Source organism: Kaistella montana (assembly GCF_024436175.1).
Taxonomy (GTDB): domain Bacteria; phylum Bacteroidota; class Bacteroidia; order Flavobacteriales; family Weeksellaceae; genus Kaistella; species Kaistella montana.
The window spans coordinates 26,662-53,517 of sequence record NZ_JANFQP010000001.1 but is presented as its reverse complement, the minus strand read 5'-3'; the positions used below and the strand labels follow the sequence as shown (position 1 = coordinate 53,517).

Below are 26,856 nucleotides of genomic sequence, written 5' to 3'. Positions count from 1 at the left end.
AAGATATTAACATATAATGGAATAATTTTGCAGAACATGAATAGGAATCTGCTTTTCTCGGTTTTTATACTTCTCATTACCAGTGTTTTTTTTCAAGCTCAGGAAAATTATAACACTTTGGTTTTCGAGGGAAATAATGCTTTTGATAAAAAAAATTACGAAACTTCTTCCTCTAAATATTTGGAAGCAGTAAAACTGAATGATAAAGATTTTACTGCTCATTACAATTTAGGAAATGCTCTTTATAAAAGAAAAATGTACGAAGAAGCCAAAGCGGAGTATGAAAAAGCGGAGAAACTTGCCATTACAATTCCCGATAAAGCTGCTGCTTTGTACAATTTAGGAAATGCAAATATGCAAACCAACAATTCCGAAAAAGCTGCCGAATTTTACAAAAAAGCATTAAAACAAGATCCTTACAACGAATCGATTCGCAAGAATTATGAAATAGCAATGCTGAAAGAAAAGGAAAAGAAAGAACAGCAAAAGCAAAAAAACAACTCCGGAGGTGGAGGAAAAGATCAAAATAAAGACCAAAATAACGGACAAGATAAAGGTAACACGCCACAAAACCAAGCCGGAAGCGGACAACAAAACAAAGGTGAAGGCGAAGGAAACGACCCTAATAAAAACAATAACGATAACGACGGCAAATTGCCGAAAGATTTAGAAAACTCCATCCTTAACCGTGTAGAAAACAAAGAAAGAGAGACTGCAAAACGGATTCTCAACAAAAATTCCTATTCGATGCCACAAAGCAACGAAAAGGACTGGTAATGAAAGAAAAAACACTTCACATATTACTTTTATTTTGCACCGTATTAACTTATGGCCAGGTCACTTTGGCCATTTCTGAAGTAAAAGATGCTAAAGTAAATCAACGGTTGAACCTTACTGTTTTGCTTGAAATTGCAGGTGAAAACATGCAACAAGAAACGCCATTGAGAATGCCCGATTTATCAAAATTCGAAATTCTTGGATCGGCTTCTGAGCAAAATACGGTAGTTTTAGATGCTAAAAAAGGGGACATTTTAAACCAGATGGTTTATCAGTTGGCGCTGAGTCCAAAGCAACCGGGGAAATTGAGATTCGGTTCCGTTTTGGTTACTGTCAACGGGAAAATTTATAAAACAGAACCTTTTGAAATTAATGTCCGCGATAGCGAAAAAAAATCGTCGGTAGCTGATAATGCTGCAGCAAATGATGTTTATCTCACCGTTGATATTCAGGATAAAGATGTTTACAAAAACGAACCTGCAGTGGCAGTTGTTCGCGCTCATAGCCGCAACTACGATAATTTTAGAAAGCTAAGTAAAATACATTTTCCGCATCAGAAAAATGTTCGGATAAAACCCGTGAGTTTCGCAAAATCTGAGATAGAAACCAGCGCAGGAACAGCTTCACAAGTTCTTGGCGTTTTCATGATTTTCCCTACGGAATCTGGAAAAGTGGAACTAAATCCCGTTACCACGACAATAACAAGTCCTACCAAAGAACATAAAATTTCGTCGAACCGAGTGGCTTTGAATGTGAAAAAACTTCCTTCCGGAATGCCTGAAAATTACAAAAATGCGGTGGGAAATTTCGATATTAGTGTAGCCAAAAAAAATGCAACGGAAACTCCAGAATTGGAAAAACCTGTTAATATTTCGTTGAAACTAAGCGGAACCGGAAACTTCGGTACTTTACATTTACCAAAAATTGTAAGTTCTGAAAACTACACTTCATTTCCTCCAAAAATCACCTCAAAAACTTCACCACAAAATGATCAGCTTTCGGGTGACATCATCGTGGATTATGTGGTGATTCCTAAAAAAACAGGACCTATTTCTGTAGATTTTGAAAACTTTTCATTTTTTGATCCTTCCGCAAAAAAATATGTCGATTTGGGAGCAAAATCAATTCTGCTGAATGTAAAAACTCACGAACAAATTGTAGAATCCAAAAGCACTTTGGAAAAGGTAAACGATTACACCAACACCGTTCTGGAAACAGTAAATACGCCGGTTTTGCAAACTCATAATTTAAAAATTAAAGATAAAAACAAAATCAACTGGAAAATTGTAGCTGGTAATTTGGCATTCATGGCAGCTCTATTTTCGTTATTTTTGGTGGTAAAAAAGAAGATCAAAACAAGCAAAGAAAAACCAGTAGTAGAACGAAAACCAATCGTCACCATTGCCGAAACCGAAGCTTTGCTAAGAGAAAAAATGAGCCATCAATTCGAGGATCATATTGAATATTTGAAAAAATTAGCGAAAGAAAAAGATTTCATCAAATTCTTTTCAACTTATGAGGAAATGAAAACTGATGTTAAAACTTCGCTTGAAATCTCTACAGAATCTGAGTTTAGAAAATATTTGGAAGAAAATAACGGTCATCCGTTAGCAGATCAATACAGAGCACTATCTGAAGAAATCCAAATTGAAAAGTATGCACCTTATCACTCAGAAGAGCAAATTGAGGAACTTTTGAAAAGAATAATTAGCATCTACACTGAAATTAGAAAATAATCATTTATTTTTTATATTTTTACGAAATTAATAATTCCTGTTTATGTTTGAATTTTTCTCCCTAAAAGAAACACTTACCGCCACAATGGTGCTATTTGCCGTAATCGACATTATGGGTTCGATACCGATTATTGTAAGTTTAAAACAGAAATTCGGTCATATTGAATCTGAAAAAGCAGCAATTGTTTCAGGAGTTCTTATGATTTGTTTTCTTTTCATTGGAAATAAAATCCTGAAATTCATCGGCGTTGATGTAAATTCATTTGCGATTGCTGGTGCTTTCGTTATTTTCATTATCGCAGTGGAAATGATTCTCGGCATTGAAATTCAGAAAAACCAGGAAGCCAAATCCGCATCAATCGTTCCTATCGCGTTTCCGCTGATTGCGGGCGCCGGAACCCTTACTACTACCCTTTCGCTGCGTGCGGAATATCATGATATTAATATCATTTGTGGCATCATCCTCAACACTATTTTCGTATATTTGGTGCTGAAATCAGCCAACTGGCTCGAAAGAAAACTCGGCGACGGAACGCTTCAGGTTTTGCAAAAAGTTTTCGGAATTGTTCTACTCGCGATTTCTATTAAGCTGTTTACTGCTAATTTTGCACAGCTTTTCAGCACTTATGTTAAATTTTAAAAATTCAAAAAATGCATCTTTTTTATAAAATATTTTTAGCACTATTCGTAATTTTCATCGGTTTCAACCTTTATGTAATGGAATGGGACTTAGGTTTTTGGCACGAAGAAAATGCTAAATTCATTTTATCAATTTCCGCAGGAATTATCGGAATTTTGGTTGTTTTTGTAATGCATACTTTGAGCAAATTTACCGAGAAAAAATAATTTCCCGGTTTTAAAATCTCATCACATCCTTTACTAAACCGTTGTTTTGGGTAAATTGTAAAAGTTCTTTTACGATAAATTCTTGTATTTTTTCGGAATCAGTATTTTCAGGAAATAAGAGATGAACATTCGCACCCGCATCCAAAGTAAAGAATAAAGGAAGATTATTTTCTTTTCTGAATTCCCAAATCTTGTTGATTACTTGCAAAGTTCCAGTTTTCATCAAAATAAAAGCCGGTTCGCTCATCATCATCATCGCGTGGAGTGTTAACGCTTCGTGTTCAACCAATTTTATAAAAGCTTCTAAATCACCATTTTTCAAAATTCCTTTCAGCGTTTTGAAATTCTCGTGAGCTTCCTGAAATCTGCGTTGTGCATAAGGATTAGTGTTCATCAAACCGTGTCCAACAGTGGAACTCACCGATTTTTCACCTTCGTGAATCAGCAAAACCCAATCGTTAAAACTTTTGAAAATTGGATGAATTTCTTCATTAGGATATTGTACCGCAAACAAATCTGAACTGTCCGCAACTTCTTCAGTTTTTCCCCAAACGACCAAACCGTCATACAGACTTCTACAAGCGCTTCCACTGCCCAATCTTGCTAAAAAACTCGCTTTTTTAAGCTTAAAATCTTCATCCAATTTCCCAGAAAATTGCTCATCCAAAGCCATTAAACATTTGGCAATTGCGCCAAAACCAGATGCCGAACTCGCAATTCCTGAACTGTGAGGAAATGTATTTTCCGTTTTAATGATATATTTTCCTTTCAAAATCCAAGGTAAATATTCTTCGATTTTTTGAAAATATTTTTCAATTTTTTGGGCAAATTTTAGTTCTTCATTTCCCGACAAATAGGTTTGAACACTGAATTTTTCATCAGCCAGAAACTCCATTTCCGTATTGGTTTTACAATGATTCAGCGTATAACTAATACTTGGATTTGCGGGAATTTGCGGGTCGTATTTTCCCCAATATTTAATCAAAGCGATATTGGAAGGGCAACTTGCCGAAACTTTTTGATTCGTAATATTGAATGGTTTATTTACTGAAAATTCGTTCATTTTGAAGCTTCTAAATTTTAATTATGATGAATACATTTGGTCGATCAATATAGCATATTTGTTGAGCACCACATTTCTTTTCACCTTTAAAGTCGGCGTAATTTCACCGGTTCCGATTTCAAATTCCGAAGGCATTAAAATAAATTTTTTCACCTTTTCAAAACCCGAAAGCCCTTTCTGAATTTCATCAATTTTTAGACGATAAAACTCTTTAATTTTTTCAGAATTGACGATTTCTTGCCAATTGGTGAAAGGAATATTCATTTTCTCAACGACCTCTTTCAAGGCATCAAAATTTGGGATAATCAAAGCGGTTACGTAAGGTTTTCCTTCGGCAACAACCATAGCTTGAGTGATATAATTGTTGTTAGAAAGCAGGTTTTCTATCGGTTGCGGAGTCACATATTTTCCATTGGAAGTTTTCATTAAATCCTTGATTCGGTCGGTAATGGTGAGATTTCCTTTCTCATCGATTAATCCGGCGTCACCAGTTTTGAACCAACCATCTTCTGTGAAAACTTTGGCAGTTTCTTCCGGTTGTTGGTAATAACCTTTCATAATCCCGCTTCCTTTCGCCAAAATTTCGCTGTTTTCGCCAATTTTCAGCTGTGTATCACCGAGACAAACTCCTGCGCTGCCATGTTGATATTGAATAAAAGGAAAAGCGGTGAGCGTCGCAGTAGTTTCCGTAAGTCCGTATCCAACGGTGATATGGGCGCCTAAAGCATCAAAAAAACGGGTAACTTCCGGCGAAACCGAAGCGCCACCACAAGGCATAAACCAAAGTTTACCTCCCATTTTATTTTTGATTTTATTAAAAACCAATACTTTAGCAATTTTATTTTTTAATTTTAAACCTAATGGAATATTTTTTTCCAATCGTTTCAATTCCGCGAGTTCGCTTCCGGTTTTGATCGCCCAATTGAAAATTTTCTTTTTTGTTTCGGAGCCATTTGCCACCATTTCGTTCACGCCGGCATAAATTTTCTGGTAAAATCTCGGAACAGCGCACATCATCGTTGGTTTTACTTCAGTTAAAGCATGTGCTATGAGTTTTGTATTTTCTAGAAAACAAACCTTAGCACCACCGTACAAGGAAAGCAAAGTCCAACTTCTTTCGAAAACGTGAGTGAGCGGCAAAAATGCGAGAGAAACTTCATTTTCAAAGTTTTTAAACTTAAAAAAATCGAAATGTGCCTGAAAACATTTGTGGAAATTTCCGTGAGAAAGCATCACTCCTTTCGGAACTCCGGTGGTTCCAGAAGTGTAAATAATTGTTGCCAATTCATCGTCTTCTTTGGAAACAATATCGAAAGTTTCAGGTTCTTTTTTAATGAAATCTTCTAAGTAAATGCTTCGGTCTTTTTTAATCCAAATCGATTTTTTAGCTACAATGATTTGTTGAAGTGATCCATTTTTACTTAAAATCTCGAAAACTGCATCGTATTGCTCTTGATTTCCGACCAAAATAATTTTCGAACCAGAATCGTTGATAATATATTCCGCTTGTTCGCCATTGCTTGTAGAATAAATCGGAACGGTAACCGCGCCCAAAGCAAGAATCGCCAAATCGAAAACGATCCATTCCGCAGAATTATCGGAATAAATCGCAACTTTATCATTAGGAGAAACTCCAGCATTTTTCAATGCATTGGCTGTTTTGAAAACCATTCTTCGGAAATCGCGCCAGCTCAAATCCTTCCATTTATCACCTTTTTTGAAGCCGATTGCTGGTTTAGAATTGAATTTTTCGGTATTGGTATTTAGAAATTCTACAAGATTCATGATTAACTTTTAATATTTTCGGAAGCATAATTTTTAAAATGAAAATCTACACTTTCCGATACAGGAATAAACTGAAAATCTAGTTTTTCAGTGATTTTTTTATTAGAAATTGGGGTCGTAGTAGAAACTGAATCTACATTGACTTTATTTACAATTCGAAGCGCCGGAACCAACCATCCGAAAAGAAAATTTAAAAGACGAGCGAAATTCAACAAAAATTGAGGAATAATTTTAGGAGCCGATTTTCCCATTTTTTTTCTGACTAAAGTTCCCATTTCGTGAAAAGATTTGGTTTCGGAAACCAGAATAAATCGTTCGCCAAAACTATTTTTCTCCATTAAACTAATAGCGATTTTGGCAACATCACGAACATCAACATAAGAAGTTCCACCTGAAAAAGTAAAGGATTTTGAAAGGTTTTCGAACAATTTTCCGCTGCTTCTGTCCCAATTTCCGCTTCCGAGAATCACGCCAGGATTGACAATAATGGTATTTAAACCTTCCGCCGAAGCGCGCCAAACTTCCATTTCGGAAAAATGTTTGGAAATCGCATAAGCCGAATGATGAATTTTGGAATTGTAATCGGAATTTTCATCGAGTTCGCGGCTTTCGTTTAATCCATCAAGAACCGCGATGGAACTTACAAAACAGAATTTCTTCACCGAAGAATCGGCGCAAGCAAACAAAAGATTTTTAGTTCCTTCAATATTGGTGTGATACATTTCGCGCTGCGAAGAGGGATGAAAATCAACTTTTGCAGCACAATGATATACTTCTTCAACACCATCAACTGCATTTTGCAAACTAAAAATATCATCAAAATCGGCATCGATCCATTCTATTTTTTCAAAATATTCATCAGGATTTTCGGTGTAATAATGAAATGATTTTCTTACTTCATCGATGTTACTAGAATTTCTTTTGGTAGCGCGCACTTTTTCGCCACGTTTCAGCAGTTCTAAAACGATTACACTTCCGAGAATTCCTGTTGCACCTGTAACTAAAATCATGAATATTTTTTAAACATTGCTATTTTTGAAGGAGAAAATCTTTCACCACAATTGTAAAATCTTTCGGATTTTCTGCCTGAACCCAATGTCCTGCATTTTCGACTTTCACCACCGAAGAATTTGGAAATTGTTGCTTGATGAGAAACTCATCTTGAGGCAAAATATAATGAGATTTTGCACCGGAAATAAATAAAGTTTTGCCGGTAAAAACGCCAAATTTAATCGCATTTGACACAAATTGAGCATATTTCTCGGATAAAGTTTTCAAATTAAATCGCCAAGCCAATTTTTTATCGTCATTCCAATAAAGATTTTTGGCAAGAAACTGAATGACTGATTTTTCGGGAATATATTGCTGAAGCACCTCTTCTACTTCTTGTCTCGTGTTTACTTTTTCGAAATCTACACTTTCTAGGGCTTTCAAAATTCCTTGATGATGAGGCGGATATGCTTTTGGAGAAATATCTACAACGATTAATTTTTCTAGTTTTAGCGGATATTTTATAGCAAATTGCATCACCGCTTTTCCACCGAGAGAATGCCCCAATAAATTGGCTGTTTCCAAATGATGAAACTCCATGTAATGTGCGATATCGTGGGCCAAATCGTCGTGTGACATTTCTTCGGAGTGAAAACTTTTGCCGTGATTTCTTAAATCAATTAAATGAACCGGGAAAAACTCGCCCATTTCTTTGCCGAAACTTCCCCAGTTATCGAGCATGCCGAAAAGTCCGTGGAAAACCAGCAGCGGTGTTCCGGATTGGTCTTCACCATATATTTTTGAGTGTAAAATATTCATTTCTTCTCGCTGATTTTTTTTTAATTAAATATTTAAAAGTTATTTACCACTTCGCCAAGCGCTTCAAATACGCTTGAACCGTGTTTTCTAAACCTAAATACAACGCTTCGGAAATTAAAGCATGACCGATGGAAACTTCCAACAAATTCGGGATATTTTCCGCGAAATATTTTACATTATCTAAACTCAAATCGTGTCCTGCATTAATTCCTAAACCGTATTTTGTAGCTTCTAGAGCTGTTTCGTAGTATGGTTTTATGGCAGATTCTTTATCTTGAAAATAGTTTTTTGCGTATGCTTCGGTATACAATTCTATTCTGTCAGTTCCGGTTTCTGCGGCAAATTTCACCATTTCAGGATTTGGATCTAGGAAAATAGAAGTTCGAATTCCGGCATTTTTAAATTCAGAAATTACTGATTTTAGGAAATCAAGATTTTTCTCGCAATCCCAACCTGCGTTAGAAGTTACTGCATCGTCGGCATCGGGAACCAACGTTACTTGTTCTGGTTTTACCTCTAAAACCATGTCGATAAACGGACGATGTGGATTTCCTTCAATATTAAATTCGGTATGAACCAAAGGTTTCAAATCATAAACATCTTTTCGGGTAATGTGTCGTTCATCTGGTCTTGGATGAATCGTAATTCCTTGTGCACCAAACTCTTGAAGCTTTATTGCAGCTTCAGTTACACTTGGAAATTCGCCACCACGCGCATTTCGGATGGTTGCAATTTTATTGATATTTACACTAAGTTTTGTCATAAATTTTAAATTTTAGCAAACTGAATCACTTCTAAATCAAACTCTTTGGAAGCGACCAGCAAATGATCGAAAATATCGGCCTGAATGTCTTCATAATTTCCCCATTCAGAATCGTTGGTGAAACAATAAATCTCCAGCGGAAGACCTTGTGGCGTATTTTCGAGTTGTCGCACGAGGATGGTTCCTTCCTGATCGATGTGCGGATTATTTTTTAGATAATTAAAAACATATTCGCGGAAAACACCAATATTAGTGAGTTGTTTCCCATTGATGAGCAATTCCGGATTGTCGATATGACTTCTTTGCTCGGACATTTCCGATTTTTTGAATTCCAGATAATCTTTAATTAAATTTACTTTCGATAATTTTTCAAGAATTTCTTCATTTAAAAACTTGAAAGAATTGATATTGAAAATAATAGAACGCTTGATTCTTCGGGTATTGCTTTCTGTCATCACCTGAATATTTTTGATCTCGGTGGTCAACAAATCGTAAGTCGGAATCGTGGAAATGGTTTTATCGAAATTTTGAATTTTAGTCGTTAAAAGATTAATATCCTGAATATTTCCTTCCAAATTATACTTCGGAATCCCGATCCAGTCGCCAACTTTCAAGTTTTTAGAAGTCGCAACGTGAAGTCCCGTCACAAAACCCAAAATCGTATCCCGGAAAACCAAAACGAGCACCGCAGTAATCGCTCCTAAACTTCCAACAATTGTAGTTCCGCTAATCCCGAAAATCACACAAATTGCAATGATTGCTGAAACAAAAGTTCCGAAAATTTTCACAGTTTGGGAAACGGCGTTCAGCGCCATAATTTTATAATAATCTTGTTGGATGATGAAGTAATTTCTAAATGCATTCAAACCTCGGTATAACATTCCCACAACTACAAAAACCATCGCCAAATAAACCATTCTTTCCAGAAAGGTAAAGCTTTTGGGATGCCTGTAAAAAATTGAAAACAGCGCGAAACTTCCGATGAGTAGCGCAAAAACATGAGAAATAGAATTGGTAATTCTCGATTGATAAATCGATTTGAAAACCGGATATTTATCTTTATTAAAAAATATTTTGAAAATTTGATTCAAAAGAAATTTCACGATAAAATCGGCAACATAAACCAGCGCCACTAAAAACAGAAATTTCAATATAATTTGCACCAACAAAACCCAGCTATCCGGCAAACTGTCTCTCACAGAATAGTGGATATAATCACTAATTCTTTGCAAAAAATCTTTGGTATCTTTCAACTCATCTTTCATTACAGCAAAAATAAGAAATCTGATTGTGTTTATAGGATTAATGCTTATTTTTAACAAAATTTATTACACATGAACGACACGCTCATTCCTTTAGTAAGCATCGTACTGCTCATTGCAGGAATTCTGGGAACATTTTTGCCCGTTTTACCGGGATTATTGCTCAGTCTTTGCGGATTATTGATTTATAAATTCGGGACAGAATCGTCACTTTCAATGGTTTATATTTGGATTTTCGTTTGCCTCACGCTTCTTTCCATCGTGCTCAACTATGTGATTCCTGCGAGAACGAACCGAAAATACGGCGGAACGCGTTGGGGAAGCATTGGCTCTGTAATTGGAACTTTAGTTGGAATGTTCTTCATTCCACTTCCTTTCGGATTTTTAATCGGAATGTTTTTGGGTGTTTTTGTGGGCGAATTATTACACGACGCGAACGACAAAAAAAAGGCGTGGAACTCCACCAAAGGAGCCTTTATCGGATTTCTCTACGGAACCGGTTTTAATTTCATTGTAGGTTTCGCAATGTTTTTGGTAGTTTTAATTGATATTTTTAAATCGTAATCCAATGATACACAAACAATTATTTATCGCGATCGGATTTCTAACTTTCACCGCTTGTCAAAAGCCAAAACCGGCAGAAAACCAAAACATTCCCAAAACGGAAGTGAAAACCGAAGTAAAAACAGAAGCAACTTCACAACCAAAACCTGAAATACCAAAACCAACAAAAACCGGCGAACCAGAGATGTCCGTAGGATTACCTCCTGATAAAGAGGCGTTGGAAACTGCCAAAAAAGAACAACAAAACACTTCAAATGTGATTTATTTTAAAGAAGGTGAAAATAAGTTTCTGAAAGAATACGAAACCAATGTTACTTTCAAACAGATCACCGAAGACAGCCGTTGTCCGAAAGATGTAAACTGTATTTGGGCCGGAGTTGCTACCGCAGAAGTCGAATTAATGGGACTTTATACACGACCTGTTACCTTAAAATTGAGCACCATCAATGACGCCAATAAAAATTACCGCAAAACCCAAGTCTTCAACGGATTTTCTGTTTCATTGGTAGAATTAAGCCCGGAAACAACTTCTGACAAAGGCTTCAAAGCATTGAAAGGAAGTTACAAAATTGGTTTAAAATTTAGCAAAGAAAATTCCGAAAACACAAACGGAACTACCACGAAATAGGTTTTAAATTTTTGCTTTTTAAATATTCATTAATTTTAGAAAAAGGTTTACTCCCAAAAAAACCTCGATACACCGAAAACGGCGATGGATGTGCAGATTTTACGATAAAATGTTTGGAGGAATCGATCAGTTCCTCCTTTTTTTGCGCAAAATTTCCCCACAAAACAAAAACTACATTTTCCTTTTTCGCTGAAATTTCTTTAATCACTTCATTGGTAAATGATTCCCAACCCAGATCTTTGTGAGAATTGGGCGAATGAGCCTTCACCGAAAGTGTGGCATTCAGCAGCAAAACGCCTTGTTCAGCCCAATCGTCAAGTTCAGTTTTCGTTCTTAGAATTCCTAAATCATCTTTGAGTTCGGTGAAAATATTTTTAAGAGAAGGCGGTGCTTTTACATTTTCAGAAACCGAAAAAGCCAATCCATTTGCTTGGAAATCATTATGATAAGGATCTTGCCCGATAATTACAACTTTAATTTCATCAAAAGGCGTCAAATCAAAAGCGCGGAAAATTTGATCTTTCGGCGGGAAACATTTTTCTGAAGCATATTCTTGATTCACTTTTTCCCAAAGAATCCTGAAATAATCGGAGTTTTTGAAGGGTTCTAAAACGGTTTCCCAATTCATTGAATGACAATTTTATTTGAATTTAAGATTCAAAAATACAAAAAAAACGGGGCAGATCAGATTATCAAATTATCACTAAATTTGTGCTGTGCAAATTACAAAAGACCAATTAGAAGAACTAGAATTTCCGGATTTGCTTGCGGAAATTTCGCCCTTTGCTTTTTCCCATAAGATCGCCACAAAAATTTCAGAATTGCGGCCATTTTCGATCGATGAAGCAAAAACTTCATTAAAAAAAGTATCCGAATTTTTATCGAGTTTCGAAAGCGATAATGCGATTCCGTTCAACGAATACGACGATATCGAAAGCGAACTGAAACTGATGCTGATCGAGAATTTTCGGCTAGAAAACAGTGCTTTCATCAAAATAAAAAGTTTAACCGAACAAATCGGTAAACTTCAAAAATTTTATCCGGCTTACGATGAAGTTTTCGCAACATTGAATGATGATGTGAAAGATCTGGATTTCCGGAAAGAAATTATCGAAAAAATTGACAAAGTTTTCAACCGTTTTGGAGAAGTGAAAAGTGAAGCTTCGCCGATCCTCAAAACCTTAAGAGCTGAAATTTCGCATGCGAGGAAAGCCATTCAGGAAAATTTCAACAGAACACTTGCATCGCTTTCATCAACTGATTTTTTAGATGATATCCGAGAAAGTATTATTGATGATCAAAGAGTTTTGGCGGTGAAATCGGCTTACAAAAAAAGAGTTTTAGGCAGAGTTTTAGGACTTTCAAAAACAGGTTCCATCACTTATATTCAGCCTGAATCGGTGGTAAAACATCAGTTTAAACTGCGCGAAGACATCGAAGAAGAAAAGAAAGAAGTTGATAAAATTCTACGAAAACTCACCGCCGAAATCGCGGAATTTCAACCTCAGCTTTCGTCGTATCAAGAGTATATTTTCGATTTGGATCTCACGCGAGCAAAAGCGAAATTTGCTGAAAAAATCGGTGGAATTTTACCGAAAATCAATCCTCACAAAACACTTCGTTTGGTTAATGCTTATCATCCGCTTTTGTTGATTAGAAACCGCGAAGAAAAAAAACAGATTTTCCCGCAAACTTTTACTTTAACGGAACACAACAGAATTCTTTGTATTTCTGGTCCGAATGCAGGAGGAAAATCGATCACGCTAAAAACGGTCGGATTGCTTCAACTGATGATTCAAAGTGGGATTTTGGTTCCTGTTCATCCGAAATCGGAAATGTTTTTCTTTGATAAAATTATGACCGATATTGGTGATAATCAGTCCATTGAAAACCATCTTTCCACCTACTCTTCTCGACTAAAAAAAATGGCCGGGATCATTCGCGAAGCCGATGAAAATACCCTTTTACTCATCGATGAATTCGGAACAGGTTCTGATCCTGAACTCGGCGGCGCTTTGGCGGAAAGTTTCCTAGAATTTTTCTACAATAAAAAATCTTTTGCGATTATCACAACGCATTATACCAACATCAAACTCGTTGTGGAACAGCTTCCGAATGCGCAAAATGCGGCAATGCTTTTTGATGAAAACACGCTGGAACCTTTGTATAAATTAGAAGTTGGACAAGCCGGAAGTTCTTTCACTTTTGAGGTAGCAAAAAAGAACAAAATCCCTGCATTCATCATTAATTCAGCGAAGAAAAAGGTGGAACATGACATTGTAAATCTCGATAAAACGATTGTAAAACTTCAGCAAGAAAAATTTGAAGTCGAAAAACTGAAAAGCAATCTTACCGAACAAAAAGAATCGACCCAAAATAAGAAAGAAAATCTGGAAAAACTCAACGAGCAACTGCAACAGAAACTCTTTAATTTCCAGAAATTATACGAAGATGAACACCGAAAATTACAATTTGGGAACAAGATTGAAGGCTTCATCGATTCTTATGTAAAAGGGAAATCTCGGAAAGATGTGGTGAAAGATTTTGTGAAAATTTTGGAACAAGAAAAATTCCGAAAATTGGGTTCTGACAAAAATGAAACCAAGAAACTTCAGGTGGTGAAACGGAAAATCACACAGCAACTGAAAAAGGAAAATGTTCAGGAAAAAATCGCTGAAACCCACGAAAAACTGGAGGACAAAAGACTAAAAGAACGTGCTGTGTGGCTGAAAGTTGGTCAGCGTGTTCGAATCTCAGGTAGCACAAGCGTTGGAACTATTGAGAAAATCGATAAAAACCAAAAAGTGACTGTGAATTACGGAATGTTCAAAACCCAAATTTCTGCGGAGGAACTGGAAAGAATTTAAACCATAAAACACAATAAAAAAGGATTGGAATTTATAAAACTCCAATCCTTTTTCTTTAAATAATGTTGAATTTTAGCGTTTTTCTTTCTGAGACCAACCAAATTGTAGTCCGATGATGAAAATCACTAAAAGAAGCTCACCCAAAGCCAGAAGAGTATCTCCCGGAACGCGCATCCATCTTAAAAAATTCATCACATCCGTTTGCATAAATTCGGCAGAACGTGCATACCAATATCCTTCCTGAATAGAAGCAACTGCTTGCATAATTCCTATCGGAAGTAAGCTTATCGTTGTCATTACAAACAAACCAATATTCGTAAGCCAAAAGGCCCAACCAATCAATTTATCATTCCACTGACGATCTGGATACAAACCTCTTAAAATAAATAGCATCAACCCGATTCCAAGAATTCCATATACTCCAAATAGTGCGGCGTGACCGTGGACTGCAGTGGTATTTAAACCTTGAATATAATACAAAGCAATTGGTGGATTAATGGCAAATCCGAAGATTCCGGCTCCTAAGAAATTCCAGAAACACATCGCAATAAAGCAGTAAATTGGCCATTTGTAAGCAGAAATCCATTTCGTGGTTTTGGTTAATTGATAGTTATGATACGCTTCATACCCAATCAGTACTAAAGGAACGATTTCTAATGCGCTAAATGTTGCTCCCAAAGCCAAAACAGCAGTTGGAGTTGCACTAAAATATAAGTGATGGAAAGTTCCTAAAATTCCGCCTGCTAAAAAGATTATCGTGGAGAACAATACGGAATTTGTAGCAGATTTTATTCTCAACAGACCTAATCTGGTAAACAAGAACGCAGCTACCACGGTGGCGAAAACTTCAAAGAAACCTTCTACCCAAAGGTGAACCACCCACCATCTCCAGTATTCGGCAATTGCCAAGTGAGTTTGTCGCCCATACATTAATCCAGCTGCATAGAACATTGCGATAGCAACAGATGCGATAACAAATAAAGTGAGCATGTGACGGTTTTCATCTTTCTTTTTCAAGGCAGGCATCAAAGCTCTTAGCATCAATATCAACCAAAGAATTAAGCCAACCAATAATAAAATTTGCCAAACTCTTCCCAGCTCAATATATTCATAACCTTGATGTCCCCAAAGGAAATTATCAACCAAACCTAGTTTTTGCATCACGCCCAACCATTGACCCGTCAATGAGCCAAAAACCACGACAAGAAGCGCTCCGAACAGAACATTCACTCCTAATTTCTGATATTTTGGTTCATATCCCGATACAGCAGGTGCAATATAAAGCCCGGTTGCTAACCAAGAAGTTGCGATCCAGAAAATTGCCAACTGAACATGCCAACTTCGGGAAACGGATTGAGGCAAAATTTGGTCTAAAGGAATTCCGTAAAATGCACTTCCTTCTACCCCGTAATGAGCAGTAACAACCCCTGCTAACATTTGTACAAGAATAAGCAATGCCACTACCCAAATATATTTCAAAGTAGCTCTCATAGATGGAGTTGGCTTCATATTCCTAAGCGGATCTTCTAGTGGAAGCTCTTCGCTTATTTCTTCTTCTTTGTTTCTAGCATGATAAAACACCAATAATCCAACACAGCCCAATAGCATTAAGATACTGAAACCAGACCACAAGTGCAGAGAACTCGAAGGGGTATTTCCTACCAATGGATCATGGGGCCAGTTATTGGTGTAAGTAACATCATCTCCCGGACGCTGGGTAATACAAACCCAAGTGCTCCAAGAAAAGAAAGCATTCATATCATTCATACGATCTTTATCCTTGATGGAATTTACAGGAATTGCATAAGCATCCCGCAGTTTTGCCATCGAGGGATCATTCATGAATAGTTTAGTATAATAAACCGCTAATTCCTTTTGCACTTTTGCTCTTTCCGGAGAAAATGTAATCGTGTTGGTTTGCTCATCAAAAGTATTGGTGCGAAGTTCTTTCTTCAGTAAAATATGATACTTTGCTTGGTCTTCATCGGGAAGTTCTTTGTAGATTTTCCCGTCTTTTTTTGCCAATTCATCTAAAAGAAGCAAAGCCTCACGATGCAGATAATCCGCATTCCAATCGGGAGCAATGTAAGCACCATGTCCCCAAATACTTCCCACGGTTTGTCCACCGATGGATTGCCATACATTTTGCCCATCTTTTACGTTCTGAGCTGTGTACAAAACTTGTCCGTCTGTAGTCATCACTTTTTCTGCAATGGGCGGAACTTTACGGTAAATATCAGCTCCGTAAAATATAAGAACCGCAAAAGAAGCGATCATTACGAAAGCCAACCAAGTCCATAGTTTTTTTGGTGTCATATTTTTGAGATTAAAAATTTAAACTGCAGCAAATTCTTTTTCCAGTTGGATGGATTTTGGGAAAAGAATATTATTTTCTAAATGAATATGTTTATGAAGATCGTTCTCAAAATCTTGAAGCATGGCAAAAGTTACGCGGTAAGTGTTGCAAGCATCTGCTGGAGGAATATAATTATTGGTTAATTGCGCGATTTTTTCAAATCGTTCTCCTTCTGTAGTATGCTCGTGCATCATCATATTTACAGGATTTTCTACGGTTCCAAAATGAGGCTGCAAAACATCTTCACCAGAAATTTTAGCTTTTACCATTTGCTTAATAAATGGAAATAGCACCAATTCTTCTTTCTTCATGTGTGCTGCTAAATCTCGGGCAGATTCGTTGAAAATAGCGTTAATTTCAAACAATTCCGGATGACGATCTCCGTGAACTTTGCAAAGTTTATCTAGAAATTGCTGAAGTATTGGTGTTTTTTCTTCCACATAACGATGATGCGTTTTCTCTACATAATCAGCAAGCAAGTCGATGGGGAAATTGTTAAAATCAATTCCGGAAGCATCGGTTTTAGGAAGACTTTCTAATTCAGAAATGATTTTTTCTTGATCAATATTTTTTTTCTCACATGCATCAGCGATGGTTCTACCGCCTTTGCAGCAAAAATCGATTCCATATTTTTTAAAAACAGCTGCCGTTCTAAAATCTTCTGCAACCATTTCTCCTATGAGGTCTGTTCTTGTATTCATGACTATTTTATATACAAATTTATTTAAATAATTGAAATCCAGCAACTTATTTTTTCAAAGAAAGAATATATTTTACCATTAATTTTGCATTATCAGGACTTAATCCCGCATGTGGCGTCATTGGGATATCGCCCCAAACACCTTTTCCACCATCGATGATTTTTGTTGCGAGTTTATCAATATCTGCGTCGGTATATTTTGCAGCAACATCCTGATAAGCCGGACCAACTAATTTTGCGTCAACTTTATGGCATGAAAGACAATCAGTACCTTCTACCAACTGTTTTCCTTGTTCTTCAGGGCTTAATGCTGCAGCTGCGGGAGTTGCTGCAGGAGCTTCTGTCGGTTTTTCTTCCAACATTACGTTAGATTCTGGTTGGTTTGCAGATTCTTGTGTCGCTTCTTCTTTTTTGGAGCAAGACATTATTGTTAAAACTGCTAAGGCTGATGTTAAAAAAAGCTTTTTCATTTTGATTAATTTTAATGATGAATAATTATTTGAGTTGATTTTTAATTGCGTTTACTGTTCCTTCGATATCAACGCTGATTCCTTCTTTTTGATGAGCCAAAACTCCGTCTTTTGAAAAAACACTGATGATATTGGAATGTGAAAATTCCATTGGGGAAATTTGTTTGTATTTTACGGCTAAAACATTGGCCAATTCTCTTGTATTGTCTTCATTGCTTCGAATAAATAGCCATTGTTTGCCTTCTAAATGATAGTTTTTAATGAATTCTCGCATTTTCTCAGGAGTGTCATTTTTAGGATCGATTGAGATTAAAACATAGCGTAGATCTTCAGGATTTTTGTGTCCTACTTTTGCTTCTATGACTTTCATATCGGCTGTTAATTTTGGGCAAGCCGTTTTACAAGAAGTGTAAACCATAACCATCGTGAGTACTTTCCCTTTAAGATCTTCCAATTGAATTTTGGTTCCGTCGGGCGTCTCCCATTTTGAACTTAAATTAAAAATAGAAGCAGGATCTATATTTTCGTTTTCTTGTTTTTTACAACTTCCCAAAACAAGAAGCGAAAGGGATGCAAAAACAAGGGTTTTTAAAATATTTTTCATAGTATTATTTATTGGGTTTTCCTTTGTCAGATCTTTAATTTTCAACTAAATCCTTTGCACATCGGAAACCGAGGTTATTGACGGTGTAGTTGGCTTTCATGCTTCCTCGCATTGCAAATCTTATAAATGCGGCATAATTTCTTAGATCCGAGGAAGTCACTGAAGCACCTGCGCAAAACAACGTTTCGTTCACCGTATTGTCTTTTCGAGATTCTCCGGTCATCATCACCGAATTGAAATCTTCCGTCCATTCCCAGATTGTTCCATAGAGATCATAAATCCCCCAAGCATTAGCTGCGTGCTGTTTCACCGGTTTTTTGTATCCATATTTCTGTTGATAAAGATTCAGAATTTCGGAAGTGAATTCTGGGTTTTCGGTCGCGTCTTTTAGTTTTTCGCTAGCTCTTGCGGCAAATTCCCATTCATCCACAGTTGGCAATCTTTTCCCAACACTTTCTGCGTAGGCTTTTGCGGCGTACCAAGATATATTGGTTACAGGCGCATCCAAACTTACATCTGCTGGAATTTCATAATCGCTTTTCCAAGAATGAAGGTAAGTACTGTCAGCAAATAGTTTCAAAACTTTGCTTTTGGTCCATTGGGGATTTTTCTTCAAAAATTTAAGATATTCCGCATTCGTAACAGCGGTTTCATCTATCAAAAAAGATTTCACAGAGGTTAAACTATCGCTTTCTTCACCTACAAATGGGCGATATTTTCCACCTTCAACTCTCACCATTTTTTTTTGGCAGGAAATGAATGTCAAATGAGGTTTTGCGGTGGTATTTTCAACCGTAATTTGCTTTTTACTACAAGAAAAAAGTAAAGTAAAACCTAATATGTACGCGAAATATTTCATTTTTAAAATAGAATTAAAATCCCCAAGCAGAACCAAAAACATTAAAAAAACTATGGATTTATTGCTTATTCGATTTGTAAACTTTCGGGTTATCGGCTCCTGTAATTTTTATTTTACCCAAAGCTCCTTTGTTGAATGCTCGGAAAAGAGCATGATCTACGATGACATATTCTCCCGGAACAGTCGCTTTAAACTCTACAATCGCAGCTCCTCCAGGAGGAATTACAGTGGTTTGCACATTTTCATTGATTGTGCTTCCGCCTTCAATATAAACTCTATCGAAAATCTCACCAATTACGTGGAATGAAGAAGTAAGGTTTGGTCCACCATTTCCAACAAAGAAACGAACGGTTTCACCAACTTTAGCCTGAAGTTCGCCTTCACCTAATAAAGATCCTGTTTTCCCGTTGAATACTACATATTCCGGATTTTCAGCAATGGCTTTATCCATATCAAATTCCTGCATTCCTTTGTCTCCAAATTTTCCTTTAGTATAGAAATCGCCTTGCATGATGTAGAATTCTTTGTCTACTTTTGGTAATCCGCCTTCCGGTTCAATTAAAATTAACCCATACATTCCGTTGGCGATATGCATTCCAACCGGCGCTGTAGCACAATGGTAAACATACAAACCAGGATTTAGAGCTTTGAAATTGAAAACGGCTTCTTTTCCTGGTGCTACGAAAGTAGCTTCTGCTCCACCTCCAGGACCATTTACTGCATGAAGATCAATATTATGTGGGAACGTTGAATTTTCGTTGTTTTTTAAATGAAATTCAACTTCATCGCCAACTCTTGCGCGAATGAAACTTCCCGGAACAGAACCTCCGAAAGTCCAGAAGTTATATTGTGTTCCATCTGCCAATTCGCCGGTTTTTTCTATTGTTTCCAAACGAACGATTACTTTTTTGGCGGCTCTATCCCCAATTGCTGCAGGTACAAATGGTGGCGAGGTAAGTTTAATTTCTTCCGCATTGCCAGAAACTGAAATTTTTTCGGTATCGGCAGAATTAGACTCTGTTGAACTTTTCTTACATGAATTTAAAGTAATAACTGTAAGCAAAGTAGCGAGGGTTAAAAAATACTTTTTCATAGTATGGGTATTTATAAAATTTTCTTTAGTTGTGAAAAACCTAATAAAAGGAGCAAAATGGCTTTAAAAGATTCTGCGTAGATAAAATAATCGTGCAGCGGAGTTGGTGGAAGACCTTTTCCTAACGCTAAAATGTTTGCTCTTTCATCCAAAATTGGCAACATCCAAAATTTCTCTAAAATCAAAATCAAAGCGAGCAAAATACTTGTAGATAAAATAGTTTTAGTGAGTTTCGATTGATCTAAGAATAAATTCAAAAAGACCAAAACCATCAAAACCAATTGAATACAGGTGGAAATCCTGAACATTGTTTTTCCTAATTGCAAAGCAACAGGCAGCGTGATGCCGGGAACCTGAAATTTCATCGGTGTTTCTATGAAACTAATCGCTAATAGTAATCCGAACCAGAAAAAACTGATAGCGAAAACCAATGGATATTTAATTTGATATTTCATTTTAATATATTAATACCTTTTTATATTTTATTAGAATAAAAAAATAGAATTCTTTGATTTATTTTTTTAAAAAAGCTTCATGAGCATCTAATCGATCCACAAAATCCCCTACTTTATTATTCTGCAACATCCTATACAAGTTATTTCTGATACTTTTAAATTCATGGTGAACGGGACACGGATGGGTTTCTGAGCATTCTTTCAGCCCTAAAGCACAACCCGTGAAAATTTTGTCACCATCCATTTCCTTTACGATTTCTGCCAAAGAACGATTAAGGCTGGTTTCATCTAAATAAAATCCACCGGTTGGTCCTTTTGCTGATTGCACAAAACCTTTGCGACTAAGATCTTGTAATATTTTAGCGATAAAATATTCAGGCGAATCAATTCCCACTGCAATGTCTTTGATTCCTATCTTTCCCCCATCTTTTGTTTGTTGGGTGATATAAATCAAAGCTCTTAAAGCATATTCGCAAGTTTTAGAAAACATATCTCTTTCTTTTTCTGATACAAATGTAAAATTATTTTTTAAATAAAAGACAAAAAACTCTTTTATTTAAATATGATTTAATTCATGTTTATTTTAAGGCCATTAATCTTTCCTAAAAATTAAATATTGAGAAATAAAAAACCACCTACATTTCTGTAAGTGGTTGAATATCAATTTTTTGTGGTTTCTCCAGGAATCGAACCAGGGACACATGGATTTTCAATCCATTGCTCTACCAACTGAGCTAAGAAACCGTTCCGTTATTGAGTGGTGCAAAAGTATAACCTTTTCCGTTATGATGCAAATGATTTTGTGAAAAATATTGCAATTAAATCGAAATTTATTGATTTTCAGTGGAATTATTTTCTTCTTTCTGTATTTGCTCACTCATTTCATCGAGTACAGGTTTGATTGTACTCTCCGGAAGTTCGCTGATTCTGATGTACATTAATCCATCAATTGCATCATTAAAACTAGGATCTACATTGAAAGAGATCACTTTTGCGTTTTGTTTGATATATTTTTTAATCAAAACTGGCAAACGCATTTCCGGCTCCAAATCGTCAATAATTTTATCAAGTTTGTTTAAATCCGATTCTACCTCATCGAAAAACAAATGTTTATCGCGATCTTTCAGTTTTATTTTAAATTCTTTTTTCGGATGGATGTATTGTGCAACGGCAGAATCGTAGTAATGCGACCTCATAAATTCAATCATCAATGATTTAGAAAACTCCGAAAATTTATCCGAAATACTCACTCCGCCCATCAAGAATTTGTGTTCAGGATTTCTCAGGCAAACATGTACAATCCCTCTCCACAAAAGGAAAAGTGGCAAAGGTTTTTGCTGATATTCCGCAGAAATATAAGCCCTTCCCATTTCAATTACTTTTCGGAAAAAAGGTCTCAATTCCGGATCAAATTCGAATAAAGAACTGGTGTAAAACCCATCGATGCCGTGGACTTTCATCACTTCGCTTCCCAACGCCATCCGATAAGCACCGACCAATCGCTGCGCAACATTATCCCAAAGAAAAAGATGATGATAATGTTCGTCATAATGGTCCAAATCAAAAGGCAAATTGCTTCCTTCTCCAATTTTTCGGAAGGTAAGCTCGCGTTGTCTTCCAATTTCGCGCATGATGGAAGGAATCTCCGAATAGGTTGCAAAAAACACTTCATAATTGCCGTTTCGGAACAGCATTTTATCTTTTTTGTAAAGCGACTCAATGTCTTTTATCAAATCTTCCTGTGGCGTTTCATCGATGATATTTTGTACTACATTTTCTTCTTTCAATAAAGGAAAATTGAGTTTTAAATTAGAAAGTTTCAGCTGTTCGGCGATAGATTTTCTTTTGTCGTAATACGATTTCAGCATGTAGATTTTCTTGCGCAGGAACTCTCCCATTTCCTCCACCGAATCATGATCTTCGAGAACTTTTACTGATATCTGTTTTCCGATTCTTATTCGGATCGGTTTTTCTCTTTTATGCATCATTTCTGCAGGGAGCATCAATGTTTGCAATTCCGGATGAATTTTGGAAACTTGATAAAAAAGCCGACTGTTTTTCGCATGAAAATACATCGGAATTACAGGAACTTTCGCCATTTTAATTAATTTCAACGCAGGTTTTTCCCATTGTTTATCGTGTATTTCTCCGAATTCATTGTTTTTATTTGAAACTTCCCCCGCAGGAAAAATTCCTACACAACCTCCGTTTTCAAGATGCTTCAAGGTTTCCCGCATTCCGGAAGCGCTGTTTCGGATTTCTTTTCGGTTTTCAAAGGGATTTACGGAAATCACGTAAGGTTCCATGGGTTTTATTTTTTCAAGGAGAAAATTTCCCATCACTTTAAAATCCGGTCGAATTTCACTGAGAATTTTCGTCATCAAAATTCCATCAATTGCACCCAACGGATGGTTAGAAACTAAAATAAAAGGTCCTGTTTTAGGGATTTTAGCAAGATCTTCTTCGAAAACAATATATTTTAGATTTCTTTCTCGCACGAAAGAATCGAAAAAATCTTTTCCGGTTTTGTCTTTCAGAACATCATATAATTTGTTCACTTCATTAATTTTCGTGAAGTACATGACTGCCGCTGCAACAGGATTTTTCAGAAATCCTAGACGGTTCAGACCCGACACTTTAATTAAATCATTTTTAGAAATAAGACTCATTGGTTATCAGTTAAATACAACTTGTATTGTTTTTTTAGAAATCTGCTCAAGCAAGATATTTTTCTTCTCGTAAAATTTATTTAGATCCTCTAATTTAGCGTTTCTCACTGTAAACAGCGATACATTTTTCGTAAGTTCGGTACTGAAAATTGTCTGCAATTCATGGTTCAGCTCGTCGATATTTCCATATTTGTCCTCAAGGCAAAGCGCAAGAGAGATCGCGGAATTCTGCATCAACGAAATTTTGATTTTAAATTTAGCCAATTGTGCAAAAATCTGGCTTAAATGTTCTTCTGCAATAAACGAAAAATCTCGCGTCGCAATGCGCATCAAATGCTGATTTTCCTTTAAAATATAAGATTCTTCTTGTTGATTTTCAGAAGCATTTCCAACTTTGGTCCCCGGTCTTTTTGGTTCCAAAAATGATTTTACATAAAAAGGAATATTCTTTTGTTTCAGCGGTTGCAAAGTCTTTGGGTGAATTACTGATGCTCCGTAATACGCCATTTCAATCGCTTCTTCGTAAGAAATATTTGATAAAAGATTTACGTTATCAAATTTTCGCGGATCGCCGGTCATCACTCCGGGAACGTCTTTCCAAATCGTCATTGCTTCCGCATTGAGGCAGTACGCAAATATCGCGGCTGAATAATCGGAACCTTCTCTTCCTAAAGTGACCGTAAAATTATTCGCTTCAGAACCAATAAACCCTTGAGTTACAAACGATTTACTAACATCCAACGTTGAAATATTTTTCTGGGTTTCTTCCCAATTGATGTTTCCTTCTCGGTAGTTGCTATCAGTTTTTAGGTAATCGCGCGCATCAAGCCAAGTATTTTTAAACTGAATATCATTCAAATATTCGCTCAAAATCTTCGAGGAAATCATTTCACCACAACTTACAACTTGATCGTACACGAAATTATAATTCGGCGATTTATTTCTTCTCAAGAAAGATTCAATATCATCAAAAAACAAAGAAATTTCAGCAAAAACGGGATGATTTTCTTTAAAAAGTCCGTTGGAAATTTCCAAATGCGATTGTTTTACTTTTTCAATTTCCGTTTGGTAATCCTGTTTAGCAAAATAATTTTCAACCACTTTTTCCAAAGCGTTGGTTGTTTTTCCCATTGCCGAAACCACAAGCAAACAATTCTCAAAACCCTGAGATTCCAGAACAAATGCTACATTTTTCACTCCTTCCGCATCTTTCACTGATGCTCCACCAAACTTAAAAATTTTCATTTAAATATTTAATAATCAATAATTTATACTCGAAAAACTTACATTAACTAAAAATTAATATTTATCAAAATTATTAATTTAACGCGAGATAAAAAAACTTGCTTTAATTTGGAAGAAGCTCTTTTTCAAATTCTGCGCTCAATTATCATTAAAAAATGGAAAAAAGAAAGCAAAAATCAGCTTTTTAAAACAATTAAAACACATTTAATTAAAAGAAAATTCCGAAATTTGTGAAAATGCAAAAACCCAAATAATGTCAGAACAGAATTTTCAAACCCTTGGTGAATTTATAATTGATAAACAGGAAGATTTCCAATACTCAACCGGTGAACTTTCTCGACTTTTAAGTGCAATCCGACTCGCCTCGAAAGTTGTAAATCGCGAGGTAAACAAAGCCGGAATTGCCAATATCATCGGCAAAGCGGGCAATGAAAATATCCAAGGAGAAGAACAACAAAAATTAGATGTTTTGGCCAACGAAATCTTTATCGAAGCGCTTTCTCAGCGGGAAGTTGTCTGCGGAATTGCCTCCGAAGAAAGTGACGATTTCATTGAAATTCGCGCCAGTTCGAATGCACATTTGAGCAAATATGTAGTGCTGATTGATCCTCTCGACGGTTCTTCCAACATTGATGTGAATGTTTCTGTAGGAACTATTTTTTCAATTTACAGAAGGGTTACCGAACCCGGAACTCCCGTTTCTCTCGAAGATTTTCTACAAAAAGGAGTGAACCAAATCGCGGCTGGTTATGTTGTTTACGGTTCTTCCACAATGATTGTTTACACCACCGGAAACGGAGTAAATGGTTTCACTTTGGATCCGAGTTTAGGAACTTATTACCTTTCCCATCCGAATATGAAATTCTCGGAAACTGGTAAAATTTATTCCATTAACGAAGGAAATTACATTAAATTTCCACAAGGAGTAAAGAATTACATTAAATATTGTCAGCTTGAAGAAGGCGATCGTCCTTATACATCGCGATACATCGGAAGTTTGGTTTCTGATTTTCACCGAAATATGATTAAAGGCGGAATTTATATTTATCCATCAACTTCCCAATCTCCCAACGGAAAACTTCGTTTGCTGTATGAATGCAATCCGATGGCGTTTTTGGCAGAACAAGCAGGTGGAAAATGCAGCGATGGTTTCAGAAGAATTTTGGAAATTCAGCCAACGGAATTACACCAAAGAGTTCCTTTTTTCTGCGGAAGCACTAAAATGGTGGAAAAAGCAGAAGAATTCATGAAAGAAGCATAATAAATGACAGCAGAATATCATCAATACATTCTCAATTTCAAGCGCCCGGGAGGAACTTCCCGCGGCGTTTTGCATACCAAAGAAACTTATTTTTTGAAAATTTCGGAAAATAACCAAACCGGAGTCGGAGAATGCGCCGTTTTCAGAGGATTAAGTTATGATGACGTTCCTGAATACGAAGAAAAACTTCGTTGGTTGTGTAAAAACATTGATGAAAATCCAGATTTTATAAAAGAAGAATTACTTCATTTTCCTTCGATTTGGTTCGGTTATGAACAAGCAATACTGAACCTTAAAAATGGAAATGAAATTTACTTTCCAAGTGATTTTACCGCTGGAAAATCTTCCATCAAAATCAATGGATTAATTTGGATGGGCGATGCAGATTTCATGCAACAACAAATCGAAGAAAAACTAAAAGATGGTTTCAATTGCATCAAACTAAAAATTGGTGTCGATTGGAATTCTGAGAAAAAAATTATTGCCCAACTTCGCAAAAATTTTTCGAAAGATGAACTTGAATTGCGCGTTGATGCCAATGGCGGTTTCAGTTTCGATGAAGCGAAAACGATTTTAAAAGAATTAGCAGATTTGGAAATTCACTCCATCGAACAACCGATAAAAGCTGGAAATTTAGCAGAGATGGAAATGCTTTGCAAAACAACTCCAACACCGATTGCTTTGGATGAAGAATTAATCGGAATTCTCGATTTCAATGCAAAAGAAGAACTTTTAGAAAAAATAAAACCGCAATACATCATCCTGAAACCTTCACTAATAGGTGGATTTTCAGGTTCCGACGAGTGGATTTCATTAGCAGAAAAGTTGCAAATCGGTTGGTGGATCACCTCCGCATTGGAAAGTAATATCGGCTTAAATGCCATCGCACAATATACTTTCACCAAAAATCCAAAAATTCCACAAGGATTGGGAACAGGTGGTTTATTTACTAACAATTTTCCCTCTCCACTTCGTTTAGTTGGTGACCAACTTTCGATAGAAAAAACTTAAAAACAGTACCGATTTTCAAGATTTATATTGAAG

At 36.2% G+C, this 26,856-nt stretch carries 26 protein-coding genes and 1 tRNA gene; 9 read left to right on the top strand and 18 right to left on the bottom strand.

Annotated features, from left to right (window positions below):
* Window positions 1-36 precede the first annotated feature (36 nt).
* Genes NOV28_RS00265 through NOV28_RS00250 form a run of 4 tightly spaced genes read left to right on the top strand, consistent with a single transcriptional unit; the run spans window position 37 to window position 3,359 of the window.
* On the top strand, window positions 37-777 hold the full coding sequence (locus NOV28_RS00265; protein ID WP_255926365.1) for a tetratricopeptide repeat protein: 741 nt from the start codon (window positions 37-39) through the stop codon (window positions 775-777).
* Window positions 777-2,513 carry a BatD family protein gene (locus NOV28_RS00260; RefSeq protein ID WP_255926363.1) on the top strand — a complete coding sequence of 579 codons (1,737 nt, stop codon included), beginning with the start codon at window positions 777-779 and terminating at the stop codon, window positions 2,511-2,513. The genes NOV28_RS00265 and NOV28_RS00260 overlap by 1 nt, the downstream gene beginning before the upstream one ends.
* A 43-nt stretch (window positions 2,514-2,556) precedes the next feature.
* Window positions 2,557-3,153 (top strand): MarC family protein, encoded by a 597-nt coding sequence (locus tag NOV28_RS00255; protein ID WP_255926361.1) that lies wholly within the window; start codon window positions 2,557-2,559, stop codon window positions 3,151-3,153.
* Window positions 3,154-3,164: 11 nt separating this feature from the next.
* Entirely contained in the window at window positions 3,165-3,359 is a 195-nt protein-coding gene (locus tag NOV28_RS00250) for a hypothetical protein (RefSeq protein ID WP_255926359.1), read from the top strand.
* 10 nt (window positions 3,360-3,369) lie between these two features.
* Here the strand turns inward: NOV28_RS00250 and mvaD are convergent, their stop codons facing one another.
* Genes mvaD through NOV28_RS00220 form a run of 6 tightly spaced genes read right to left on the bottom strand, consistent with a single transcriptional unit; the run spans window position 3,370 to window position 10,044 of the window.
* Window positions 3,370-4,422 carry a diphosphomevalonate decarboxylase gene (gene mvaD, locus NOV28_RS00245; protein ID WP_255926357.1) on the bottom strand — a complete coding sequence of 351 codons (1,053 nt, stop codon included), beginning with the start codon at window positions 4,420-4,422 and terminating at the stop codon, window positions 3,370-3,372.
* Window positions 4,423-4,443: 21 nt separating this feature from the next.
* Window positions 4,444-6,207 (bottom strand): AMP-dependent synthetase/ligase, encoded by a 1,764-nt coding sequence (locus tag NOV28_RS00240; protein ID WP_255926355.1) that lies wholly within the window; start codon window positions 6,205-6,207, stop codon window positions 4,444-4,446.
* 2 nt (window positions 6,208-6,209) lie between these two features.
* The gene (locus NOV28_RS00235) at window positions 6,210-7,217 is read right to left on the bottom strand and encodes an NAD-dependent epimerase/dehydratase family protein (RefSeq protein ID WP_255926353.1); all 1,008 of its coding nucleotides are present in this window, start codon (window positions 7,215-7,217) and stop codon (window positions 6,210-6,212) included.
* A 19-nt stretch (window positions 7,218-7,236) separates the two neighbouring features.
* Complete coding sequence (locus NOV28_RS00230) at window positions 7,237-8,016, bottom strand: alpha/beta fold hydrolase (protein WP_255926351.1); 780 nt, start codon at window positions 8,014-8,016, stop codon at window positions 7,237-7,239.
* 43 nt (window positions 8,017-8,059) lie between these two features.
* Window positions 8,060-8,779 carry a pyridoxine 5'-phosphate synthase gene (locus tag NOV28_RS00225; protein ID WP_255926349.1) on the bottom strand — a complete coding sequence of 240 codons (720 nt, stop codon included), beginning with the start codon at window positions 8,777-8,779 and terminating at the stop codon, window positions 8,060-8,062.
* A 5-nt stretch (window positions 8,780-8,784) separates the two neighbouring features.
* Entirely contained in the window at window positions 8,785-10,044 is a 1,260-nt protein-coding gene (locus tag NOV28_RS00220) for a mechanosensitive ion channel family protein (RefSeq protein WP_255926347.1), read from the bottom strand.
* A 69-nt stretch (window positions 10,045-10,113) separates the two neighbouring features.
* Between NOV28_RS00220 and NOV28_RS00215 the strand changes: the two genes are divergently transcribed.
* Window positions 10,114-10,605 (top strand): DUF456 domain-containing protein, encoded by a 492-nt coding sequence (locus NOV28_RS00215; RefSeq protein ID WP_255926345.1) that lies wholly within the window; start codon window positions 10,114-10,116, stop codon window positions 10,603-10,605.
* A gap of 4 nt (window positions 10,606-10,609) precedes the next feature.
* The gene (locus NOV28_RS00210; protein ID WP_255926343.1) at window positions 10,610-11,233 is read left to right on the top strand and encodes a hypothetical protein; all 624 of its coding nucleotides are present in this window, start codon (window positions 10,610-10,612) and stop codon (window positions 11,231-11,233) included.
* Here the strand turns inward: NOV28_RS00210 and NOV28_RS00205 are convergent.
* A complete protein-coding gene (locus NOV28_RS00205; RefSeq protein ID WP_255926341.1) occupies window positions 11,220-11,861 on the bottom strand; it encodes a uracil-DNA glycosylase in 642 nt (213 codons plus the stop codon). The genes NOV28_RS00210 and NOV28_RS00205 overlap by 14 nt on opposite strands.
* An 88-nt stretch (window positions 11,862-11,949) precedes the next feature.
* On the opposite strand from NOV28_RS00205, the gene NOV28_RS00200 reads away from it, so the two are divergent.
* Window positions 11,950-14,100: an endonuclease MutS2 gene (locus tag NOV28_RS00200; protein ID WP_255926339.1), complete on the top strand. Its 2,151-nt coding sequence runs from the start codon at window positions 11,950-11,952 to the stop codon at window positions 14,098-14,100.
* Between the two features lie 72 nt (window positions 14,101-14,172).
* Here the strand turns inward: NOV28_RS00200 and NOV28_RS00195 are convergent, their stop codons facing one another.
* The 11 genes from NOV28_RS00195 to NOV28_RS00145 all read right to left on the bottom strand — a co-directional run bounded on the left by NOV28_RS00195 (window position 14,173) and on the right by NOV28_RS00145 (window position 24,551).
* Window positions 14,173-16,416: a nitric-oxide reductase large subunit gene (locus NOV28_RS00195; RefSeq protein WP_255926337.1), complete on the bottom strand. Its 2,244-nt coding sequence runs from the start codon at window positions 16,414-16,416 to the stop codon at window positions 14,173-14,175.
* A gap of 18 nt (window positions 16,417-16,434) precedes the next feature.
* Window positions 16,435-17,157, bottom strand: a complete 723-nt coding sequence (ric, locus tag NOV28_RS00190; RefSeq protein ID WP_255926335.1) for an iron-sulfur cluster repair di-iron protein — start codon at window positions 17,155-17,157, stop codon at window positions 16,435-16,437.
* Between the two features lie 46 nt (window positions 17,158-17,203).
* Complete coding sequence (locus tag NOV28_RS00185; protein ID WP_255926333.1) at window positions 17,204-17,626, bottom strand: c-type cytochrome; 423 nt, start codon at window positions 17,624-17,626, stop codon at window positions 17,204-17,206.
* A gap of 25 nt (window positions 17,627-17,651) precedes the next feature.
* The gene (locus NOV28_RS00180; RefSeq protein ID WP_255926331.1) at window positions 17,652-18,230 is read right to left on the bottom strand and encodes an SCO family protein; all 579 of its coding nucleotides are present in this window, start codon (window positions 18,228-18,230) and stop codon (window positions 17,652-17,654) included.
* 34 nt (window positions 18,231-18,264) lie between these two features.
* Window positions 18,265-19,089: a formylglycine-generating enzyme family protein gene (locus tag NOV28_RS00175; RefSeq protein WP_255926329.1), complete on the bottom strand. Its 825-nt coding sequence runs from the start codon at window positions 19,087-19,089 to the stop codon at window positions 18,265-18,267.
* A gap of 58 nt (window positions 19,090-19,147) precedes the next feature.
* A complete protein-coding gene (gene nirK, locus NOV28_RS00170; RefSeq protein WP_255926327.1) occupies window positions 19,148-20,182 on the bottom strand; it encodes a copper-containing nitrite reductase in 1,035 nt (344 codons plus the stop codon).
* An 11-nt stretch (window positions 20,183-20,193) separates the two neighbouring features.
* Complete coding sequence (locus NOV28_RS00165; RefSeq protein WP_255926325.1) at window positions 20,194-20,637, bottom strand: DUF4149 domain-containing protein; 444 nt, start codon at window positions 20,635-20,637, stop codon at window positions 20,194-20,196.
* 58 nt (window positions 20,638-20,695) lie between these two features.
* The gene (locus NOV28_RS00160) at window positions 20,696-21,127 is read right to left on the bottom strand and encodes an RrF2 family transcriptional regulator (RefSeq protein WP_055042538.1); all 432 of its coding nucleotides are present in this window, start codon (window positions 21,125-21,127) and stop codon (window positions 20,696-20,698) included.
* A gap of 181 nt (window positions 21,128-21,308) precedes the next feature.
* Window positions 21,309-21,381 (bottom strand) — tRNA-Phe (locus NOV28_RS00155).
* A gap of 86 nt (window positions 21,382-21,467) precedes the next feature.
* Window positions 21,468-23,306, bottom strand: coding sequence for a bifunctional lysophospholipid acyltransferase family protein/GNAT family N-acetyltransferase (locus NOV28_RS00150; RefSeq protein WP_255926320.1), 1,839 nt, complete (start codon window positions 23,304-23,306; stop codon window positions 21,468-21,470).
* Between the two features lie 6 nt (window positions 23,307-23,312).
* Window positions 23,313-24,551 (bottom strand): aspartate kinase, encoded by a 1,239-nt coding sequence (locus NOV28_RS00145; RefSeq protein WP_255926318.1) that lies wholly within the window; start codon window positions 24,549-24,551, stop codon window positions 23,313-23,315.
* A 253-nt stretch (window positions 24,552-24,804) separates the two neighbouring features.
* Between NOV28_RS00145 and fbp the strand changes: the two genes are divergently transcribed.
* Entirely contained in the window at window positions 24,805-25,812 is a 1,008-nt protein-coding gene (gene fbp, locus NOV28_RS00140) for a class 1 fructose-bisphosphatase (RefSeq protein ID WP_255926316.1), read from the top strand.
* A gap of 3 nt (window positions 25,813-25,815) precedes the next feature.
* A complete protein-coding gene (gene menC, locus NOV28_RS00135) occupies window positions 25,816-26,823 on the top strand; it encodes an o-succinylbenzoate synthase (protein WP_255926314.1) in 1,008 nt (335 codons plus the stop codon).
* Window positions 26,824-26,856 lie beyond the last annotated feature (33 nt).

Excerpts from the sequence above, each read along its gene's own strand:
- NOV28_RS00145 (WP_255926318.1), bottom strand. The coding sequence starts at position 24,551 with ATGAAAATTTTTAAGTTTGGTGGAGCATCAGTGAAAGATGCGGAAGGA.
- NOV28_RS00175 (WP_255926329.1), bottom strand. The coding sequence starts at position 19,089 with ATGAAATATTTCGCGTACATATTAGGTTTTACTTTACTTTTTTCTTGT.
- NOV28_RS00265 (WP_255926365.1), top strand. The coding sequence starts at position 37 with ATGAATAGGAATCTGCTTTTCTCGGTTTTTATACTTCTCATTACCAGT.
- fbp (WP_255926316.1), top strand. The coding sequence starts at position 24,805 with ATGTCAGAACAGAATTTTCAAACCCTTGGTGAATTTATAATTGATAAA.
- NOV28_RS00180 (WP_255926331.1), bottom strand. The coding sequence starts at position 18,230 with ATGAAAAATATTTTAAAAACCCTTGTTTTTGCATCCCTTTCGCTTCTT.
- NOV28_RS00240 (WP_255926355.1), bottom strand. The coding sequence starts at position 6,207 with ATGAATCTTGTAGAATTTCTAAATACCAATACCGAAAAATTCAATTCT.
- NOV28_RS00210 (WP_255926343.1), top strand. The coding sequence starts at position 10,610 with ATGATACACAAACAATTATTTATCGCGATCGGATTTCTAACTTTCACC.
- NOV28_RS00215 (WP_255926345.1), top strand. The coding sequence starts at position 10,114 with ATGAACGACACGCTCATTCCTTTAGTAAGCATCGTACTGCTCATTGCA.
- menC (WP_255926314.1), top strand. The coding sequence starts at position 25,816 with ATGACAGCAGAATATCATCAATACATTCTCAATTTCAAGCGCCCGGGA.
- ric (WP_255926335.1), bottom strand. The coding sequence starts at position 17,157 with ATGAATACAAGAACAGACCTCATAGGAGAAATGGTTGCAGAAGATTTT.
- NOV28_RS00160 (WP_055042538.1), bottom strand. The coding sequence starts at position 21,127 with ATGTTTTCTAAAACTTGCGAATATGCTTTAAGAGCTTTGATTTATATC.
- NOV28_RS00205 (WP_255926341.1), bottom strand. The coding sequence starts at position 11,861 with ATGAATTGGGAAACCGTTTTAGAACCCTTCAAAAACTCCGATTATTTC.
- NOV28_RS00165 (WP_255926325.1), bottom strand. The coding sequence starts at position 20,637 with ATGAAATATCAAATTAAATATCCATTGGTTTTCGCTATCAGTTTTTTC.
- NOV28_RS00220 (WP_255926347.1), bottom strand. The coding sequence starts at position 10,044 with ATGAAAGATGAGTTGAAAGATACCAAAGATTTTTTGCAAAGAATTAGT.
- NOV28_RS00230 (WP_255926351.1), bottom strand. The coding sequence starts at position 8,016 with ATGAATATTTTACACTCAAAAATATATGGTGAAGACCAATCCGGAACA.
- NOV28_RS00150 (WP_255926320.1), bottom strand. The coding sequence starts at position 23,306 with ATGAGTCTTATTTCTAAAAATGATTTAATTAAAGTGTCGGGTCTGAAC.
- NOV28_RS00225 (WP_255926349.1), bottom strand. The coding sequence starts at position 8,779 with ATGACAAAACTTAGTGTAAATATCAATAAAATTGCAACCATCCGAAAT.
- NOV28_RS00195 (WP_255926337.1), bottom strand. The coding sequence starts at position 16,416 with ATGACACCAAAAAAACTATGGACTTGGTTGGCTTTCGTAATGATCGCT.
- NOV28_RS00185 (WP_255926333.1), bottom strand. The coding sequence starts at position 17,626 with ATGAAAAAGCTTTTTTTAACATCAGCCTTAGCAGTTTTAACAATAATG.
- NOV28_RS00235 (WP_255926353.1), bottom strand. The coding sequence starts at position 7,217 with ATGATTTTAGTTACAGGTGCAACAGGAATTCTCGGAAGTGTAATCGTT.
- NOV28_RS00255 (WP_255926361.1), top strand. The coding sequence starts at position 2,557 with ATGTTTGAATTTTTCTCCCTAAAAGAAACACTTACCGCCACAATGGTG.
- nirK (WP_255926327.1), bottom strand. The coding sequence starts at position 20,182 with ATGAAAAAGTATTTTTTAACCCTCGCTACTTTGCTTACAGTTATTACT.
- mvaD (WP_255926357.1), bottom strand. The coding sequence starts at position 4,422 with ATGAACGAATTTTCAGTAAATAAACCATTCAATATTACGAATCAAAAA.
- NOV28_RS00250 (WP_255926359.1), top strand. The coding sequence starts at position 3,165 with ATGCATCTTTTTTATAAAATATTTTTAGCACTATTCGTAATTTTCATC.
- NOV28_RS00260 (WP_255926363.1), top strand. The coding sequence starts at position 777 with ATGAAAGAAAAAACACTTCACATATTACTTTTATTTTGCACCGTATTA.